This window comes from Burkholderia sp. JKS000303 (assembly GCF_002563755.1).
Lineage (GTDB): Bacteria > Pseudomonadota > Gammaproteobacteria > Burkholderiales > Burkholderiaceae > Burkholderia > Burkholderia anthina_B.
Genome location: NZ_PDBZ01000003.1, coordinates 720,962 through 738,006 on the forward strand (window position 1 = coordinate 720,962; position 17,045 = coordinate 738,006).

The following is a 17,045-nucleotide window of genomic DNA, read 5'->3' on the forward strand; positions in this document are numbered from 1 at the left end:
CGCGGGCCGCGTTTCACGTGGGATGGCTGGGATCATGGAAATGGAAGTCAACGAAGCAACACAAGCCGCACCGGCTCACGCACACGCCACGCGCGGCGCACCGGTCGCACTGAGCGCCGCCGACGCGCTCGCGAATACGAAGCTGTTCCCGTACTGGCTCGACAACCCGGCCGCGCCGGCCACCGAGCCGGAACTCGTCGGCGACGTGACGGCCGACCTGCTGATCGTCGGCGGCGGCTTCACCGGGCTGTGGACGGCCGTGCAGGCGAAGGAACAGATGCCGCACCTGAACGTGGTGCTGATCGAGGCCGGCAAGGTCGCGCACGGCGCATCGGGCCGCGCGGGCGGGATCATCTCGACGTCGGTGATGCACGGGCTGCCGAACGCGGTGCGCGTGTTCCCGAACGACATCGCGCAGCTCGAGGAATTCGGCCATCACAACCTCGACGGTTTCGAGGAAACGCTGAAGCGCTACGACATCGACGCCGACATCGAGTGGAACGGCGAAATGACGGTGGCGGTCGACCCGGAGCACATCGCGCACCTGAAAGGCGACTACGACCTGCATCGCGAATACGGGCACAACGTCGTGCTGCTCAACCGCGACGAAACGCTCGAACAACTGAACTCGCCGCTGTTCGCAGGCGCGCTGTGGTCGCGCAATCGCAGCGGCATCGTGCACCCGGCGAAGCTCGCGTGGGGGCTCAAGCGCGCGGCGCTGCAGCTCGGCGTGAAGCTGTACGAGCACACGCCGCTCACGACCGTGACCGACGAAGGCAGCACGGTGTTCGTGAAGACGCCGAAGGGCAGCGTGCGTGCGCCGCGCGTCGTGTTCGGCAGCGGCACCGCGAAGGTCGGCATTCCCGACATCAACCGCCGCGTGATGCAGGTGCGCGACCACGTGCTCGCGACCGAGCCGCTCACCGACGAACAGCTCGCGCGGATCGGCTGGAAGAATCGCCAGGGCGTGTACGACACGCGCACCCAGCTCAACTATTTCCGGCTGACGAAGAACAACAACATCATCTTCGGCGGGCTGGTCAGCTATCACTTCGACGGCGATCCCGAACCGCATCAGGACGGCCAGCGCGACACCTACCTCCGGCTCGCGGAAGCGTTCTACCGCACGTTCCCGCAACTGGGCGACGTGCGCTTCTCGCACGCGTGGGGCGGCCCGATCGACTACTGCTCGCGCGGCTCGGTGTTCGCGAAGCGCTATCTCGGCGACAAGGCGGTGTTCGTCGCCGGCTACACGGGCTTTGGCGTCGCGGCGAGCCGGTTCGGCGCGTTCATGGGACTGAACATCCTGTTCGATCGCGACAGCCCCGAGCGCAAGCTCGACATCGCGAACCAGAGCCCGAGCTACATCCCGCCCGAACCGATGCGCTGGGTCGCCGCGAAGATCACGTTCCATGCGTTCGACGGCGCCGATGAAGAAGGCGGCTGGAAGCGCGCGTGGATCAACGGCATCAAGGCGATGGGCTTCCCGATGTAAGCGACGCGGCGGCGCAGGTGCGGCCGCCGCGGCACGACAACAACCCCTCGAGGGGACGGTCCGCACCGCGGACACGGAGAGAGACACGGAATGACTGGTGTAAATCTGCAGGATGAAGCGCGACAGGAACGCGCGCTGTTCGTCGTCGTGATGCTGCTGCTCGGCATTCTCGGGCCGACGGTATTTCTCGGCCTGCCGGCGATCGTCGGGCAGGTCGAACGTCATTGGGGCTTCGGCGAAGCGGCGCTCGGGCTGTCGAGCTTCGTCGAGGTGCTCGGCGAATCGACCGGCACGCTGCTCGTCGCCTTCGTGCTCGGCCGCCAGCCGGTGCGGCTCGTGCTCGCGGGGGCGGTCGCGCTCGCGGCCGGCGCGAACCTCGGCACGCTCGCGACGCACGGGCTCGTCGCGTATTCGGCGCTGCAGTTCATCGCGGGCGTAGGCTCCGGCGGGCTGAACGGCATCGCGCTGCGCTACCTGTCGTATTCGCGTGCGCCGGAGCGCAATCTCGGGATGATGTTGATGGGGCAGGTGCTGTGGAGCATGGTGCTGCTCGCGTATATCTTCCCGATGCTGAGCGACACGTGGGGCGCGCATGGCGTGTTCGGCTTCGTCGCGATGGTGCTTGGCGCGTTCGTGCTCGCGACGCCGCTGTTTCGCCGCGGCGAGACGCTGGCCGCGCCGACGCCGGATGGCGCGAGCGGCAGCATCGACCGCAACGGCGCGATGCTGGTGCTGTGCGCGCAGCTCGCGCTGTACGGCGGCGTGGGCGTCGTGTGGACCTTCCTCGAGAAGATCGGCACCGATGCGGGCCTGAGCGGCAAGGCGGTATCGCTCGTGCTCGGCATCGCGAACGTCGCGAGCCTCGTGATCTGCGCGGCGATGCCGAAGCTCGGCGCCGGCGCGGGGCTGCGCCGCTGGACGCTCGTGAACCTCGGCGGCTGCGCGGTCGCGGCCGTGCTGCTGGCGATGCCGGCATCGGTCGCGACCTTCACGCTCGGCGCGATCGTGTTCATCGGCTGCTGGACGGGCGGCGCGCTGCTGATCTACGCGACGATTCCGCAGTACGACCTGATCGGCAAGTCGGCCGCGTTGTCGCCGGGCTGTGTCGCGCTCGGCTACGGCGTCGGCTCGGTCGCGGGCGGCTCGCTGATCGAGCGCGTCGGCACGCAGTCGGCGCTGATCGCGGCGATCGTGCTGTGCGCGGTGGCGTTCCTCTGCTACGTGCGGCTGCGGCCCGCGGTGTTCGGCATGGAGCGCGTGCTCGTGGCGACGCCCGAGTGACGGACGCGGCGCGCGTCGCTGCCGATGGCGGCGCGCGACCGATTCGGTTCATCGGCGAAGGCGGCCGGCGGGGCGCGCGATGCGCGTCGTGCCGTGCCGGCCCGGCAACGCGCGCATGCGCAGTGGCTTGAAGCATGTTCTCGAATACCACCGATCTCGATCTCCGGCTCATCCGGGTCTTTCTGGCCGTCGTCGACGCACGCGGCATCACGGCCGCCGAGGCGTCGCTCGGCGTGCGGCAGTCGACGATCAGCACGCAGCTGTCCGCGCTCGAAGCGCGGGTCGGCTTCAAGCTGTGCGATCGCGGCCGCGGCGGCTTTCGCCTGACGTCGAAGGGCGAGCGCTTCGCGGCGACCGCGCGCACGCTGGTCGCGGCGACGTCGGAGTTCGTCGCGCGCGTGCGCGACATCGACCGCAAGCTGGTCGGCACGTTGTCGATCGGGCTGATCGGCCAGGCGCCGCTCGTCGAGAATGCGCGCCTCGCCGACGCGATCGGCGCGTTCCGCAAGCGCGACCAGGCCGTCACGTTCGCGATGAAGGTCGCGTCGCCGCAGGAGCTGGAGGAAAGCCTCGTCAACAACCAGCTCGATCTCGCGATCGGGTATTTCTGGCATCGCGTGCCGGGGCTCGACTACACGCCGCTGTTTACCGAGGAACAGGTGATCTACTGCGGGCGTGGGCATCCGCTGTTTCATGCGTCGCGACCGGTGTCGGCCGACGACCTGCAGGCGCACGACTGGGTGTGGCGCACCTATCCGGTGCCGGAGGAGCAGTATCCGCTGCCGGAGCGGCGCGTGACCGCGAGCGCGGACAGCATCGAGGCCGCGACGATCCTGATCCTGTCGGGCGGCCATCTCGGCTACCTGCCCGCGCATTACGCGGAGCCGTTCGAGCAGCGCGGGCTCGTGAAGGCGGTGGGCCGCTCGACGTTCAGCTTCGACGTGCCGCTGCATCTCGCGATGAAGCGCAGCGCGAGCGACAAGCCGATCGTCGATGCGTTCTGCGACGACCTGCTGCGCGCGTTCAACATCAAGGTGGTCGCGCTGGCCGCGTAGCGCGCGCGGCGTCGCTTCAGCAGTCGACCATCACCCAGTCGAACAGCTCGCGGCGCGTGCGCACGCCGAGCTTCGCGAACGCGCGCTTCACGTACGACTCGGCGGTCGACAGCTTCACGTCGAGCTGCTGCGCGGCCTCGGGCACCGAACGCCCGCACAGCAACAGCTTGCAGATCTCGTGCTCGCGGCGCGACAGCTGCACCTGCTGCCGTTCGAGACGCGCATCGAAACCCGCATACGACACCGCATTCGCCGACATCGACGCGACCCGCCGTGCGCCGCACGAGCGTGCATGCAGCTCGAACATCGGGAACAGCAGGTCGACCATCTGCCGGAAGTGGAACAGCTCGTCGGTCGCGAACGCGGCCTGCCCGTCGGTGCGCGCGAGCCCGAGCGCGTACTGCACGTGCGCGGTGCCGTGCACCAGCACGCATTCCTGCGCGATGCGCGGCTCGTCGAAGATGCGGCGGCGGAAGTCGCCCTGCGCGAGCCCGTCGATATGACGCTGCACGAGCAGCGTGCCGGCCTTGCCGCGCAGCGGCGCGAACAGCGGATCGACGTGGCAGTAGTCCTGGTAGTACGCATCCATCACGCGCAGCGTGTCCGACGCATAGCGCGTGCTGCCGCTGCCCAGCCACTCGACGACGTGACCGGACGCGCTGCCCGTGTCGGCGCGCCAGCGTTCGAGATGCACGGCGTCGGCCGCGATGCTGTCGTTTACGAACGCGGTGATCGCGCCGATGAAGTCGGGCGTGCCGACCGCGCGCAGCGTCGCGCCGAGCGAGCCGGGCCGCACGCCGACCAGATAGTGGCCTGGCGTGGCGGGATCGGGATGGAGAAGTCGCATGGTGGGCGGAGTCGAGCGGATGACAGCGCGACGTTACGCGAAGCCCGCGTGCGCGTCTGCCGGGAATTCACCGGATTTTGCGGCCCGTGTCGCGCGTTGTCCCCACATTGACGACAAGCAACCCGCCGCGCACCGCCCGATTCCGCGCAAGCCCCGGCGCCGGGGGGGCAGACCCGTGCATATCGTCTGCCTATAGTGAAAGTACTTCGAAAACCGGAAAGGACAGGCAATGCAGAATCAATCGACGCACCCGGCCGCGGCGCCGGCGGATTTCGTGCTGACGCACGCGAAGGTCTACACCGTCGATCCGCACCGCCCGTGGGCGCAGGCCGTCGCGGTGCGCGACGGCCGGATCGTCTACGTCGGCGATACCGCGGGCGTGCACGCGCATGTCGGCGCGGCGACCCGGGTCGTCGATGCGGGCGGGCGGCTGGTGCTGCCGGGCTTCGTCGAATCGCACTGGCACTTCGAGACGACCGCGTTCGCGTTCCAGGCGTTCGTCAACTACGAGGATCCGCAGAAGGTGCTCGGCGCGCTGCGCGCATACGTGGAAGCGCATCCGGACGAGCCGGCGATCACCGGGATGGGCTGGGTGCAGGCGACGATCCCGCCCGAGCTGCTGCGCAAGGAAACGCTCGATGCGATCTGCGCGGATCGCCCGGTGTGCCTGCTGTCGACCGACTTCCATTCGATGTGGGTGAACTCGAAGGCGCTGGAGATCGCGGGCATCGACGCGTCGACGCCGCCGGTGCAGGAAGGCGCGAGCTGGTTCGAGAAGGACGCGGTGACGGGCGAGCCGACCGGGCTGGTGGTCGACGGCGCCGCGTATTCGATCCTGATGCAGCGGATCAGCGCGGCCGGGCTGCTGCCGACCGGCATGGATCTGTACCTGAAGTCGATTCCGCCGTGGCAGAAGAAGCTGTGCGCGGCCGGCGTGACGACCGTGTTCGATGCGGGCTTCTTCGATGCGAGCGGCGACCAGTCGCTGCTGTACGAGACGCTGCAGACGATGGAGCGCGCGGGCGACCTGAAGCTGCGCGTGGTCGGCAGCGTCGCGGTGATCGGCGAGATCGACGATCCGGTCGGCACGCTGGTGAAATATCGCGAGCAATACGATTCGCCGCTCGTGAAGGCGCGCGCGCTGAAGCTGTTCCTCGACGGCACCGAGGCGAACCACACCGCGTATCTGCTGGAGCCGTATGCGGACCGCCCCGACACCTGCGGCGCGCCGACGATGCCGGCCGACACGTTCAACCGCTACCTCGTCGAAGCCGATCGCGCGAACGTGAACGTGATGGTGCACTGCGTGGGCGACGCGGCCGTGCGGATGGCGCTGGAGGGCTTCGAAATGGTCAACCGCGACAACCCGCCGCGCGATCGCCGCCACGTGATCACGCACGCGTTCCTCACGCATCCGGACGACATCCCGCGTTTCCGCCGCGCGGGCGTGATGGCGAACACGCAGCTGCAATGGGGCGTGGTCGATGCGTACACCGAGCAGTTGCGCGATCACTACGGGCACGAGCGCTGGAGCAACATGTACAAGTTCCGCACGTTCGTCGAGGCGGGCGTGACGGTGTCGATCGGGATGGATGGCCTCGCGTGCCAGTGCCGCTGCCAGCACAAGCCGCTCGAACACATCGAATCGGGCCACACGCGCCAGCTCGCGGGCGAGCCCGACGCGCCGGTGTTCCCGGACATCGCCGAGCGCCTGAGCATTCCGCAGCTGATCGCCGCGTACACGATCCACGGCGCGTATCAGCTCGGGATGGAGCACGAGGTCGGCTCGCTGACGCCCGGCAAGCGCGCGGATCTCGTCGTGCTCGAGAACGACCTGTTCGAGGTCGGCCAGTACGACATCGGCCGCATCGACGTCGCGCTGACGATGATGGGCGGCGGCGTGACGCACGTGGGCGAGGATTTCGGCGCGCGCACGGGCATCGGCGCGCGCTGAGCGGGGGCGGAAGCGGCGGCGATGCGACGACGACGCGGCGAAGCGGCGAAGCGGTGACGGGATGGCTTTCAAACCGCTTGCGCCGCGCGCCGATTGTGCGGCGTGTCCCCCTGTTGGCAGGGCAGACCGGCCAATTTCCTCTGGCTACATTTTCCTGACCGAACGAAACACCGTTCGTGATGAACGGCTCATGATATCGACGGAGGAAAACATGGCAGGAGACTGGAACAACACGTTGCGTACGGCATGCGCGGCGCTCGCGCTGGGCGGGCTCGCGTGGTTCGGCGCGCCCTCGGCGCACGCGGCGGATGTCGTCAACGTGTACAACTGGGGCAACTCGATCGGCAAGCAGACGGTCGCGAACTTCGAGAAGGCGACCGGCATCAAGGTCGTCTACCAGGAGTTCGATTCGAACGAGACGCTGCAGGCGAAGCTGCTGTCGGGCACGTCGGGCTACGACGTCGTCGTGCCGTCCGACATCTTCTGGGCGCGGCAGCTGCAGGCCGGCATCTACCGCAAGATCGACAAGGCCCAGGTGCCGAACTACGCGCTGCTCGATCCTGAAATCATGAAGGTGCTGTCGAAGGACGATCCGGGCAACCAGTACGGCATTCCGTGGACGTGGGGCACCGACGGGCTCGGGATGAACGTCGAGAAGGTGAAGGCCGTGCTCGGCAACGGCGCGCCGCTCGACAGCTGGTCGCTGCTGTTCGATCCGAAGTACGCGAGCAAGCTGAAAAGCTGCGGCGTGTCGGTGATCGATTCGCCGGTCGACGCGTTCGGGATGGCGTTCGTCTATCTGAAGAAAGATCCGAACACGACGAACCCGGCCGACTACCAGGCCGCGTACGAACTGCTGAAGACGGTCCGGCCGTATATCACGCAGTTCAACTCGACGAGCTACATCAACGATCTCGCGGGCGGCGACATCTGTCTCGCGCTCGGCTGGTCGGGCGACGTGAACTCCGCGCGCATCGCGGCCGCCGCCGCGAAGAAGCCGTATCACATCAAGTACGTGATCCCGAGCGAAGGCAGCGCGATGTGGTTCGACATGATGGCGATCCCGAAGGATGCGCCGCATCCGGACGCCGCGCAGAAGTTCGTCAACTTCGTGCTGTCGGAGAAGGAGAGCGCGAACCTGACCAACGACACGTCGTATCCGTCCGCGGTGCCGTCGTCGAAGCATCTCGTGCGTGCGGAAGTGACGAGCGATCCGGCCGTGTTCCCGCCGGCCGACGTGATCCGCAAGCTGAGCCTCAGCAAGCCGGTCCCGCCCGAGCTGATGCGCCTGCAGAACCGGCTCTGGACCAAGCTGAAGACCGAGTAAGCCGACCCCGTTCCCCGCTTTCGTTTGCGCGCGCCCCGCCGCCCCTCGCGGCGGGCGGGGGCGCGCTCGTCCCGACGATTCCCACACGACATGAAAATCAAACACATGACGGCGCTGTGCCTGCTCGCGTTCGACGCGGCATCGGCATTCGCACACACGCCGCGCGATGCGACCGACTCCGGCAAGATGAAGGCGCTGCAGGCGCAGGTCACCGCGCTGCAACAACAGGTGACCGAGCTGCGCGCGAGCATGCTCGCGGCGAAGGCGCCGGCGACCGCAAGCGCTGCCCCGGCATCGGCAGGCGGCGCGCCGATCGGCACGATCAACACGGCGGCGGCCGCCACCCCGGCAGCGGATGCCGCGCCCGCGTTCACGAACGACGACCTGCAGCAGATGCGCGAGCAGATCGCGAACGCGTCGCTGAAGGTCGACTCGCTGCAGGAAGCCGCGACGACCGGCCCGCTCGCGGGCCTGAGCATCACCGGCTACATCGATCCGGTGTACCTGTTCAACCGCGCGCAGCGCACGTCCGGGTTCCAGTTCCTGAACCACGATCCGGGTGCGTACGACTACTTCAACAGCACGATCGGCGACGTCTACCTCGACATCAAGAAGACCTTCGGCGTCGGCCCGATGGCGCCGTCGGCCGAGATCGTGATCCAGCCGAACCGCGGCTTCGGCAACGTGTTCAGCAACGCGCACGGCGGCATCGGCAACAACATCATCACGCAGGCGCAGGTCAACGTGCCGCTCGGCACGACGAAGACCTTCGAGGCCGGGATGATGACGAGCCTCGCCGGCTACGAAGTGCAGCCGTCGAACCAGATGCTCACGCTCACGCATGGTTTGCTGTACGACTTCAGCGAACCGGGCAATCTGGTCGGTATCGGGTTGAAGGGCTCGAACGACGCGATGACGCGCTTCTGGCAGGTGATCATCGGCAACGAGGTGCTGCGCACGGCCGGCGCGATCGCGAACGCGGCGAACAACACGACCAAGACCAACTGGACACCGACCATCACCGCGCGCTTCGACAACGCGACGTCGACCGCATTCGACTTCGGGATTTCCGGCATGCTCGGACGGCAGTCGCTGTTCTCGCCGTGCGCGGATGCGGGCGGCTACGGTTACCAGTGCAACGGATCGTCGCCGACGGGCCTCTACAAGTACGTGGAAGCCGACATGACCTATACGCACGACAAGACGCAGATCAACGCGCAGGTCGACTACGGCGAACTGCAGAAGGGCGCGTGGAACGGCGGCACCGCGCGCTGGTACGGGATGTCGCTGCTCGGCCATACGAAGTGGACGTCGGCGTGGGTCGGCCGGATGGGCGCGACGCTGCGCGTCGACTACCTGAACAACACGGCGAACGGCGGTGGCGGCACGAACATCCAGTACGGGCTCGCGGGCGGCAATCCGTCGGTGAACGGGTCGAGCGGCTTCGGCATCGACCCGTCGTGCTTCCAGGGTTCGGCGACGAACGGCACCGAGTGCAAGGGCGCACAGCGCTATGCGATCACGGCCGACCTGCTGTTCTATCCGACCCAGCAGATCACCGTGAAGGTCGAGTATCGCCACGACGCGGCGAACCATCCGGTGTTCCTGAGGAGCAACGGCACCTACGGGCGCAGCAACGACCTGGCCGGGATGCAGTTCATCTACGCGTTCTGATCGAGGCCATCGCCTGCCGTCGCCTGTCGTCGCCGCGCGAGACAACCCGGTCCGGGCCGGATGCGCCCGGACCCTATTCAATCCAGGAGAATTCATCTTGAAGCTGCACACTTTCGCGACCGACCTCACCGATCCGCGCGAGCGCGGCCGCCGTATCGGCGAGCGTTTCGCGCCGGAGATTCGCGAGACGGTCGCGCGCTACCTCGCATTCTTCCCGAAGCTCGGCATCGAGCCGCAGCGCGCGCGGGAGATCGGCGAGGCGAGCCTCGCGTCGCTTGGGGCATGGTGCCCGGCACTGGCCGACGAGGTCGATGCGATCGCGGATGGTGTCGACCTGCCGCGCTGGCAGCTCGCGTGCCTGAACGCACGCACCGAGATTCTCGCCACGGCGCCCGCATCGGCCGAAGGCGAATGCTCGACGACCGTCTACGCACCGGCCGGCCCCGACGCGCCGCGCACGCTGCAGACGTGGGACTGGCACGACAGCCTCGCGCCGCAAGGCCTGCTGATGCAGTTCGGCACGCGGCACGGCCGCGCTGTGAAGCTGTTCTCCGAATTCGGGATGCTCGCGAAGCTCGGCGTGAACAGCGCGGGGCTGGGGCTGCACTTCAACATCCTGCACCACGCGAGCGACAACGACAGTGCGGGCGTGCCGGTGCACGCGATCGCGCGGCGCATGCTCGAAGAAGCGACGACGGTGCAGGACGCGATCGACCTCGCGCGCAGCGCGCGCGTGAGCGCGTCGACGGTGCTGACGGTATTCACGCGACAGGACGGGCATCCGCGCGCGGCGAGCATCGAGCTGAGCCCGTCGGGCGTCGGTGTGGTCGTGCCGCGTCCGGACGGCTGGCTGCTGCATACGAACCACTTTCTCGATCGTGCGTTGAGCGGCGGCGAATGCATGCCGGACAGCTCCACGACGCGCGAGCGTTTCGCGCACCTGAACGATGTCGTGACGGGAATGACGAGCGCCGACGTGCGCGAGCGTGCGGCGGCGATGTGCGGCGCGGCCGGCGACCAGGCGGTGGTGTGCTTCCATCCGGACCTGTCGATGCCCGACACCGAGCGCTGGGAAACGCTGCTGACGGTCGGCATCGACACCGACGCATGCGCGCTCGACTACGTGGCGGGCAATCCGCACGACCTCGCGCGCGACGGGTTCCTGCGGTTCTGATCCGCGGCGGGCGGGGAATGCGGTGCGGCACGCGCGTGCCGCACCGCGTTGCACTCAGGCGTCGATGCGCTCGACCTTGCCGACCAGCAGCCCGTACGACAGGCTGCCGGCGAGCGCCATCGCGGCGATGTAGGTGATCGCGCGCGAGAAGTCGGCGCCGTCGACGAGCAGCCCGATCACGATCGGCGTCGCGATCGCCGACAGGTTGCCGATCAGGTTGAACATGCCGCCCGTGAGGCCGAGCAGCCGCGCGGGCGCGAGCCCCGACACGAGCGACCACGTGATCGACGCGAAGCCGTTGCCGAAGAATGCGATCGTCATGAACGCGATCACCCAGCCGGTCGAGCTCACGAAGTTCGCGCCGATGATGCAGGTCGAGATCAGCAGCCCCGAGATGATCGGCAGCTTGCGCGCGAAGCCCTGCGACGCGCCGCGACGCATCAGCCAGTCCGACAGCAGGCCCGAGCACAGCACGCCGACGAATGCGGCGAGAAACGGCAGCGACGCGAGAAAGCCCGACTTGATGAAGTCCATCCCGCGGTACTTGACGAGGTAGGTCGGGAACCACGTGAGGAAGAACCACAGCGTCGAGTTCAGCGCGAACTGCCCGAGATAGATGCCCCACAGCTTGCGCCGGCCGAGCACGACGCCGAGGTCGCGCCACGTCGACGGCGTGCGTTCGCTGCGCGCGGCGATGCGGTCTTCCAGATCGACGAGGCCGCCGCCGTCGCGGATCAGTGCGATCTCGGCCGCGTTGACGCCGGGGAACGCACGCGGCTCGCGATACACCGCATACCAGATCGCGGCCCACGCGATGCCCGCGACGCCCGTCGCGACGAACACCATGTGCCAGCCGAGATGCACCTGCAGCCACGCGAGCACGGGCGTGAGGAACGCGAGGCCGACGAACTGCCCGGACGTATAGCCGCCGATCGCGCTGGCGCGCTCGCGGGTCGGGAACCACGTCGTCACCACGCGGTTGTTGATCGGGTAGGCCGGCGCTTCGAGCGCGCCCACCGCGAGACGCAACACGATCAGCCCGACGAACGAACCGGCGAAGCCGAGCAGCAGCGTCGCGGCCGACCACAGCGCGAGCGCGCCGGCATACAGCACGCGCGGCGATACCTTGTCGACGAGCCAGCCGCCGGGAATCTGCATCAATGCATAGGTCCAGCCGAACGCGGAGAACACGAGGCCCGCGCGAACCGGGTCGATGTTCAGTTCCTTGAACAGCGCGGGAGCGGCGATCGACAGGTTGCTGCGGTCGAGATAGTTGATCACGACCGTGACGAACAGCAGGATCAGGATCAGCAGGCGCTTGCGGCTCGGCGGCGCGGTAAAGGCGGCGGCCGCGCGGGCGGCGGTATCGGGTGCGGTGTCGCCGCGTGTGCGCGGCTGCTCCGGCGGGTTGGCGTGGGTGCGTGACGCGGATTGGGCCACGGTTGTCTCCTGTGTTCTGTGCCGGCCTGCACCCGCGTGGCGGGGCGGCCGTGTCCAATGGCATTGGGGCGAACGTTAGAGCCGTGGAGCGACGTGCGTCAACATTTGAACAGGCATCCCTATTAATGGGACGCTTCGCGCTCAATATGTGGGAAAGCCGCGTGAACGTGCGGGATTTTGCCGTCCGGACTGCCGTGCGCTATTTGCCGCGTTCGACGAACGTGGTGCCGTCGTAGCGATATTCACGCGTCGCGGGGCCCGCGTGGCCGATGTAGGTCCACGCGATTCTGAAGCCCGGCGGATCGTCGAGCCACTCGATCGCGCCGTACGGCGACCGGTTGTTCACGCCGGTGTCGAGTGATATGTCGTTCAGGCAGCTTTGCACCGGCATCGCATAGCGCGAGGTCGCGACGTTCCCGCTGACCTGAAGTGCGTACAGCGTACCTTCCTCGCCGGCGCCGCAGTAACCCATCGGGTTGTCGCTCGACGATTGATTGACGAGGACCAGGACGAACTCCTTGCCGTCGATGACTTTCGAGCTTGCCGACGGGAAGCCGATGCTCGACGCCGACGCGACGGCCCGACGCAGTGCTATTGGCAAGCGCACGGTGGTCGTGCGGCGATGCGCGGCGTCGACCTCCACCAGGCGTTTTCCGTCCTGTTGCAGTGCGTGCCCGTTGGATAGCCGGACCGACGCAGGCGCGTCGGTGTCGGCGAACGCGCTCGCGGCAATTGCGAGGGCGGCGGCGCAGACGCACCACGTCGTGAGCGAAGATGTGACCGACATGAAAGATTCCTGACTACCTTCGGCGATGGCGCTTGTCCGGACCTGCCCGTAAAACTAGCGGGTCGCTTCTTTCGCCGCGACCCATCCCTGCGTCGTGCCGCCGCGCGGATTGCGGTACAGCACCTTCAGCCACTGGAAATCGGCACTCGCATCGACCAGTTCCAGCGTATCGCCTGCGACGACATAGCGGCGCGTCGGCGCATCGTTCATCGCATCGTGCAGCGGCAGGCGGGCCGCGCGCACCTTGAACGTGACCTTGCCGCCGCCGTACGCATCGGGGCGGCGTGAGACGCGCTTGCCGTGCTCGTCGTAGGTCAGCAGCATCGACGACGGGCCCGCGTCGCCGTCGAGCAGGTCGCGAAGATCGTCGGGAATCGCTTCGCTTGCCTGATAGAGATACATCCGGCCGTTGCCGTCGAAACGATACGCATCGGTGTACCAGATCGGGCCGCCGCGGCACGAACTGTACAGCGTGCGCTCCTTCGGTTTCGCCTGCACGTTGATCAGCTCGTCGCAGTTGCCGTGCGGCATGTCGGCTGCCGGCATTTTCAGCGGCTCGAACTGCTGGCGTGCGGCGTCGTACAGAAAGATGCCGTAGCTCTCGTTGACCATCCCGAGCAGCGCGTGCGCGGCGAGATCGCGGTGGCCGTCGAAGTTGTAGTCGTCCGACGCGAGCCGGTAATGACCTTCCTCGTCGGTGACGCCGACGTCGAGCGTCTGCGTTTTCCCGCTCGGCAGGAAGCGGATCGTGACGCGCGTGCCGTCCGCGCGTTCGACGCGGGCCGTGACGGTGTCGTCGACCTTGAACGTGAGCAGCGGTTTGGCCGCGTGCGCGGCGGCAATCGACGCGCAGCACGCGATCAGCAGCGCGCAGCGACGGAGCAGTGGTTGGAATCGCGAGGGGCGTGTCATGAGCGGTGTTCTGACGCTTGGCGTGACATGGCCGGCTTACGCGCTTGCGCTGTCGTCGCGATAGCCGCTCTTGCCGTCGAAGATTTCCTTCAGCGCGGCACGCAGCAGGACGGGATCGTGTTCGCCGGGCGCGAGATGGATCACGTAATGCGTATGGCCGTCCAGCCGCGCGGCGGTGCGTTCATCGAGCTCGACTTTGATCGTGTCGCCCGTCAGGCGGACCGTCAGATCCTTCACGTGCGCGGTGAGCTGGTCGTGCACCATCACCTCGATCGACGCTTCCTCCGGAAAGCGCAGCAGCGAGAAGCAATAGTCTTGCTGCGCGTCGTGGCAATAGATGTTCGCGCAGCTTTCGTCGTCGTCGATGTCGGAGGTGGCCGCGCCGACGGTGGCGTGTAGTTCCATGATGGTTCTCTTGATGTGGGGGTTATCGGGGCAGGGCGGTTTCCGCGTCGGCCTCGCATTGCGCATCGCGCGCCTTCAGCCACAGCCCGAATGCGCGCATGACTTCGACGACGGGCCGCAGCCGGTCGCCGTCCGCGGTGAGATCGTACTCGACGCGCACCGGCACTTCCGGATACACGGTGCGCCGCACGAAGCCGGCGTCTTCGAGCGCGCGCAGATCGAGCGTCAGCATCCGCTGCGAGATGCCCGGCATGTCGCGGCGCAGGTCGCTGAAGCGCTTCGGCCCGTCGAGCAGGTACGACACGAGCAGCAGCCGCCAGCGACCGCCGAGCATGCGCATCGCTTCTTCCACGGAACATCCTGTCGCACTCGTTTTCATCTTGCGGATCCTGCCCGGTAACTTTTTTGTGACTACGGCACAAACGACTGCCGTCTTCTCATCGCTGCGGCGATGCGAGATATTAGCGCCCGCGTCGCGGCGAATCGAGATACGAACCCACCCACCAAGGAAACGCATGAAGCTCTACCACGCTCCCGGCAGCTGTTCGCAGGCGATCTGCATCGTGCTGCGCGAAGCAGGCCTCGACGCGGAAATCGTCGTAGTCGACGCGCGCAAGCATCGGGTCGAGGACGGCCGCAACTATTACGACGTGACCGAACTCGGCTACGTGCCGCTGCTCGAACTCGACGACGGCACGATGCTGCGCGAAGGCCCGGTGATCGCGCAGTATCTCGCGGATCGACGGCCGGAAGCGGGGCTTGCACCGGAATACGGCACGCTCGCCCGCTACCGGCTGATGGAATGGCTGAACTTCCTCGGCACCGAAATCCACAAGGGTTTCATTCCGCTGCTGTATGCGGTGCAGGCCGGGAAATATGTCGAGCCGGTGCGGCAAAAGCTCGACGGCCGCTTCGCGTGGATCGACCGGCAGCTCGACGGCAATCCGTACCTGACGGGCGAGACCTTCACGATCGCCGATGCGTATCTGTTCGCGCTGACGGGCTGGGGCAAGGCCGACTGGATGCGCTCGGTGTACAACGCGGACCTCGACCTGAGCCGGCATGCGAACCTGCGCGCGTGGTACGAGCGGGTGCGGGCACGGCCGGCCGTGCAGCACGTGCTGCAGGCCGACGCGCGGCCGAACGCGTCGTGATGCTTCCGGACCCGCCCGGCGCAATGCCGCGCATTCAGCGTGTCAGCGTCACGAACAGATAGCCGGCATAGCCGACGCCGTTCACCAGCAACGCCCCGATCGCGAGCCCGCGTGCGCGCACGTTGACGCGCAGCCAGGCCGCCGCCGCGAGCGTGACGATCACGCCGGTCAGCACCTCGGGGCGCGGCTCCCACGGCGTCAGCATGATGCCGATTGCCGGCAGCAGCGTGCCCTGGAACACCATCGCGCCGGTGATGTTGCCGAACGCGAGCGTGTCCTTGCCGCGGCGGATCCACAGCACGCTGTTGACCTTCTCCGGCAATTCGGTCGCGATCGGCACGATGATCAGCGACAGCAGCAGCGCCGAGATGCCGAGCAGGTGCGACACGCCTTCGACGCCGTGAATGAAGCCCTTCGCGCCGCCGACCAGCAGTGCGACGCCGAGCGCGAGCTGCAGCGCGATGGTCGCCAGGTTGGTCGGCAGCCCGATGCGCGACAGGAACATCGCGTGCGGCGCTTCGGTGCCGTGTCCGGCGTCGACGAGCCGGGTCGACGCGCGGAACGTCATCACGACGTACAGCACGTAGATGCCGACCAGCATCGCGGCGAGCAGCGCGCGCACCGCCCACACGTGATGCGGGACGAACATCGCGGCGGTGGCGAGCGCGAATGCGGCTATGAAGCAGTTCAGGTCGCGCACGAAGCCGCTGCGTTCGGGCGCGATCGCGCCGCCCGGCCCGCGCGAACGGATCACGGCGCACGCCATCAGGAACGTGGTGAGCGTCGCGAGCATCAGCGGCGCGCCGAGAATCGCGCCGACGCCGATCTCCTCGTTCACGGCGGCATTCGACGTGCCGCCCGCGAGCGCGAGCAGCGGCACCATCGTTTCGGGCAGCGCGGTGCCGACGGCCGCGAACAGCGACCCCGTCACGCCTTCCGAAATCTTCAGCCGTTCGCCGAGATGTTCGAGTGCATTGGTGAAGAGTTCGGCGGCAACGAGGATGACGATCAGCATGAACGCCAGTTCGACGAGCATCAACGTCATGCGGCACCTCCGCAGGCAGGCGTGCGGGCAGCGGCAGCGAAACGGAAACGGGAGGGGAAGGGCGGGACGAACATGGGAACTCCGGGGCCGGACGTAGACGAACCATGACGCATCTGCCGACGTCCGACCAGGAACGACGTGATGCGTCGATGGTCTCGCCAGACCGATTCGGCCGAACGCGCCACGGCCGCAGGCCGAGTGTGTTGACGCGTTCGCTTTCCGGGGATGGAAAGCAGGCTACTCCCCAAAGACGAATGGCAGTCTAGCCGAGCCGAATGCTTTCGGCAAGCATGCAGAGGCGGCCGCGGATCCGGCGCGACAGCCGCCCCCGCGATGCATATCCCCCTTCGCGCGGGGCGCCGGGACGACGCGCCACACGACGGCCGCCACCCGCACAGGCCGCTGCGGCGTGCCCGGCGCGGCGGGCACACCTGCGTTCGGCAAGCATCGCGAAAATTACATCGGACTGTCCGATCATTACCGGAAACTGTCATT

General features: G+C 67.5%; 15 protein-coding genes and 1 riboswitch. Of the genes, 8 read left to right on the plus strand and 7 right to left on the minus strand.

What is annotated here, in order from left to right; translation table 11 throughout:
- Positions 1–34 precede the first annotated feature (34 nt).
- The 3 genes from BX604_RS31215 to BX604_RS31225 all read left to right on the plus strand — a co-directional run bounded on the left by BX604_RS31215 (position 35) and on the right by BX604_RS31225 (position 3,831).
- A complete protein-coding gene (locus tag BX604_RS31215) occupies positions 35–1,495 on the plus strand; it encodes an NAD(P)/FAD-dependent oxidoreductase (RefSeq protein WP_098554655.1) in 1,461 nt (486 codons plus the stop codon).
- 90 nt (positions 1,496–1,585) lie between these two features.
- Positions 1,586–2,776, plus strand: coding sequence for an MFS transporter (locus tag BX604_RS31220; protein WP_098554656.1), 1,191 nt, complete (start codon positions 1,586–1,588; stop codon positions 2,774–2,776).
- A gap of 134 nt (positions 2,777–2,910) precedes the next feature.
- The gene (locus BX604_RS31225; RefSeq protein ID WP_098554657.1) at positions 2,911–3,831 is read left to right on the plus strand and encodes a LysR family transcriptional regulator; all 921 of its coding nucleotides are present in this window, start codon (positions 2,911–2,913) and stop codon (positions 3,829–3,831) included.
- 16 nt (positions 3,832–3,847) lie between these two features.
- Here BX604_RS31225 and BX604_RS31230 read toward each other — a convergent pair whose 3' ends face one another.
- Complete coding sequence (locus BX604_RS31230) at positions 3,848–4,678, minus strand: helix-turn-helix transcriptional regulator (RefSeq protein ID WP_098554658.1); 831 nt, start codon at positions 4,676–4,678, stop codon at positions 3,848–3,850.
- A 229-nt stretch (positions 4,679–4,907) separates the two neighbouring features.
- Between BX604_RS31230 and BX604_RS31235 the strand changes: the two genes are divergently transcribed.
- The 4 genes from BX604_RS31235 to BX604_RS31250 all read left to right on the plus strand — a co-directional run bounded on the left by BX604_RS31235 (position 4,908) and on the right by BX604_RS31250 (position 10,807).
- Positions 4,908–6,632: an amidohydrolase gene (locus BX604_RS31235; RefSeq protein WP_098554659.1), complete on the plus strand. Its 1,725-nt coding sequence runs from the start codon at positions 4,908–4,910 to the stop codon at positions 6,630–6,632.
- A gap of 211 nt (positions 6,633–6,843) precedes the next feature.
- A complete protein-coding gene (locus BX604_RS31240) occupies positions 6,844–7,959 on the plus strand; it encodes a polyamine ABC transporter substrate-binding protein (RefSeq protein ID WP_098554660.1) in 1,116 nt (371 codons plus the stop codon).
- 90 nt (positions 7,960–8,049) lie between these two features.
- Positions 8,050–9,633 (plus strand): DUF3138 family protein, encoded by a 1,584-nt coding sequence (locus tag BX604_RS31245; protein ID WP_098554661.1) that lies wholly within the window; start codon positions 8,050–8,052, stop codon positions 9,631–9,633.
- Between the two features lie 97 nt (positions 9,634–9,730).
- Positions 9,731–10,807 (plus strand): C45 family autoproteolytic acyltransferase/hydolase, encoded by a 1,077-nt coding sequence (locus tag BX604_RS31250; protein WP_098554662.1) that lies wholly within the window; start codon positions 9,731–9,733, stop codon positions 10,805–10,807.
- Positions 10,808–10,861: 54 nt separating this feature from the next.
- Here BX604_RS31250 and BX604_RS31255 read toward each other — a convergent pair whose 3' ends face one another.
- The 5 genes from BX604_RS31255 to BX604_RS31275 form a co-directional block, all read right to left on the minus strand.
- Positions 10,862–12,247 (minus strand): MFS transporter, encoded by a 1,386-nt coding sequence (locus tag BX604_RS31255; protein WP_098554663.1) that lies wholly within the window; start codon positions 12,245–12,247, stop codon positions 10,862–10,864.
- Positions 12,248–12,446: 199 nt separating this feature from the next.
- The gene (locus tag BX604_RS31260) at positions 12,447–13,034 is read right to left on the minus strand and encodes a hypothetical protein (protein WP_098554664.1); all 588 of its coding nucleotides are present in this window, start codon (positions 13,032–13,034) and stop codon (positions 12,447–12,449) included.
- A 54-nt stretch (positions 13,035–13,088) separates the two neighbouring features.
- Positions 13,089–13,946: an XAC2610-related protein gene (locus BX604_RS31265; RefSeq protein ID WP_098554665.1), complete on the minus strand. Its 858-nt coding sequence runs from the start codon at positions 13,944–13,946 to the stop codon at positions 13,089–13,091.
- A gap of 36 nt (positions 13,947–13,982) precedes the next feature.
- Positions 13,983–14,351 (minus strand): hypothetical protein, encoded by a 369-nt coding sequence (locus BX604_RS31270; RefSeq protein WP_098554666.1) that lies wholly within the window; start codon positions 14,349–14,351, stop codon positions 13,983–13,985.
- A gap of 22 nt (positions 14,352–14,373) precedes the next feature.
- On the minus strand, positions 14,374–14,730 hold the full coding sequence (locus tag BX604_RS31275; RefSeq protein ID WP_098554667.1) for a winged helix-turn-helix transcriptional regulator: 357 nt from the start codon (positions 14,728–14,730) through the stop codon (positions 14,374–14,376).
- A gap of 136 nt (positions 14,731–14,866) precedes the next feature.
- On the opposite strand from BX604_RS31275, the gene gstA reads away from it, so the two are divergent.
- On the plus strand, positions 14,867–15,505 hold the full coding sequence (gene gstA / locus BX604_RS31280) for a glutathione transferase GstA (protein ID WP_098554668.1): 639 nt from the start codon (positions 14,867–14,869) through the stop codon (positions 15,503–15,505).
- A 34-nt stretch (positions 15,506–15,539) separates the two neighbouring features.
- On the opposite strand, the gene BX604_RS31285 is transcribed toward gstA, so the two are convergent.
- Entirely contained in the window at positions 15,540–16,550 is a 1,011-nt protein-coding gene (locus BX604_RS31285) for a sodium:calcium antiporter (RefSeq protein ID WP_098554669.1), read from the minus strand.
- Positions 16,551–16,632: 82 nt separating this feature from the next.
- Positions 16,633–16,808: riboswitch (yybP-ykoY riboswitch) on the minus strand.
- Between the last annotated feature and the right edge of the window lie 237 nt (positions 16,809–17,045).

What these genes read in the sequence shown, in the direction of transcription:
- BX604_RS31215 (WP_098554655.1), top strand. Translation starts at nt 35, where the DNA reads ATGGAAATGGAAGTCAACGAAGCAACACAAGCCGCACCGGCTCACGCA.
- BX604_RS31220 (WP_098554656.1), top strand. Translation starts at nt 1,586, where the DNA reads ATGACTGGTGTAAATCTGCAGGATGAAGCGCGACAGGAACGCGCGCTG.
- BX604_RS31225 (WP_098554657.1), top strand. Translation starts at nt 2,911, where the DNA reads ATGTTCTCGAATACCACCGATCTCGATCTCCGGCTCATCCGGGTCTTT.
- BX604_RS31230 (WP_098554658.1), bottom strand. Translation starts at nt 4,678, where the DNA reads ATGCGACTTCTCCATCCCGATCCCGCCACGCCAGGCCACTATCTGGTC.
- BX604_RS31235 (WP_098554659.1), top strand. Translation starts at nt 4,908, where the DNA reads ATGCAGAATCAATCGACGCACCCGGCCGCGGCGCCGGCGGATTTCGTG.
- BX604_RS31240 (WP_098554660.1), top strand. Translation starts at nt 6,844, where the DNA reads ATGGCAGGAGACTGGAACAACACGTTGCGTACGGCATGCGCGGCGCTC.
- BX604_RS31245 (WP_098554661.1), top strand. Translation starts at nt 8,050, where the DNA reads ATGAAAATCAAACACATGACGGCGCTGTGCCTGCTCGCGTTCGACGCG.
- BX604_RS31260 (WP_098554664.1), bottom strand. Translation starts at nt 13,034, where the DNA reads ATGTCGGTCACATCTTCGCTCACGACGTGGTGCGTCTGCGCCGCCGCC.
- BX604_RS31265 (WP_098554665.1), bottom strand. Translation starts at nt 13,946, where the DNA reads ATGACACGCCCCTCGCGATTCCAACCACTGCTCCGTCGCTGCGCGCTG.
- BX604_RS31270 (WP_098554666.1), bottom strand. Translation starts at nt 14,351, where the DNA reads ATGGAACTACACGCCACCGTCGGCGCGGCCACCTCCGACATCGACGAC.
- BX604_RS31275 (WP_098554667.1), bottom strand. Translation starts at nt 14,730, where the DNA reads ATGAAAACGAGTGCGACAGGATGTTCCGTGGAAGAAGCGATGCGCATG.
- gstA (WP_098554668.1), top strand. Translation starts at nt 14,867, where the DNA reads ATGAAGCTCTACCACGCTCCCGGCAGCTGTTCGCAGGCGATCTGCATC.
- BX604_RS31285 (WP_098554669.1), bottom strand. Translation starts at nt 16,550, where the DNA reads ATGACGTTGATGCTCGTCGAACTGGCGTTCATGCTGATCGTCATCCTC.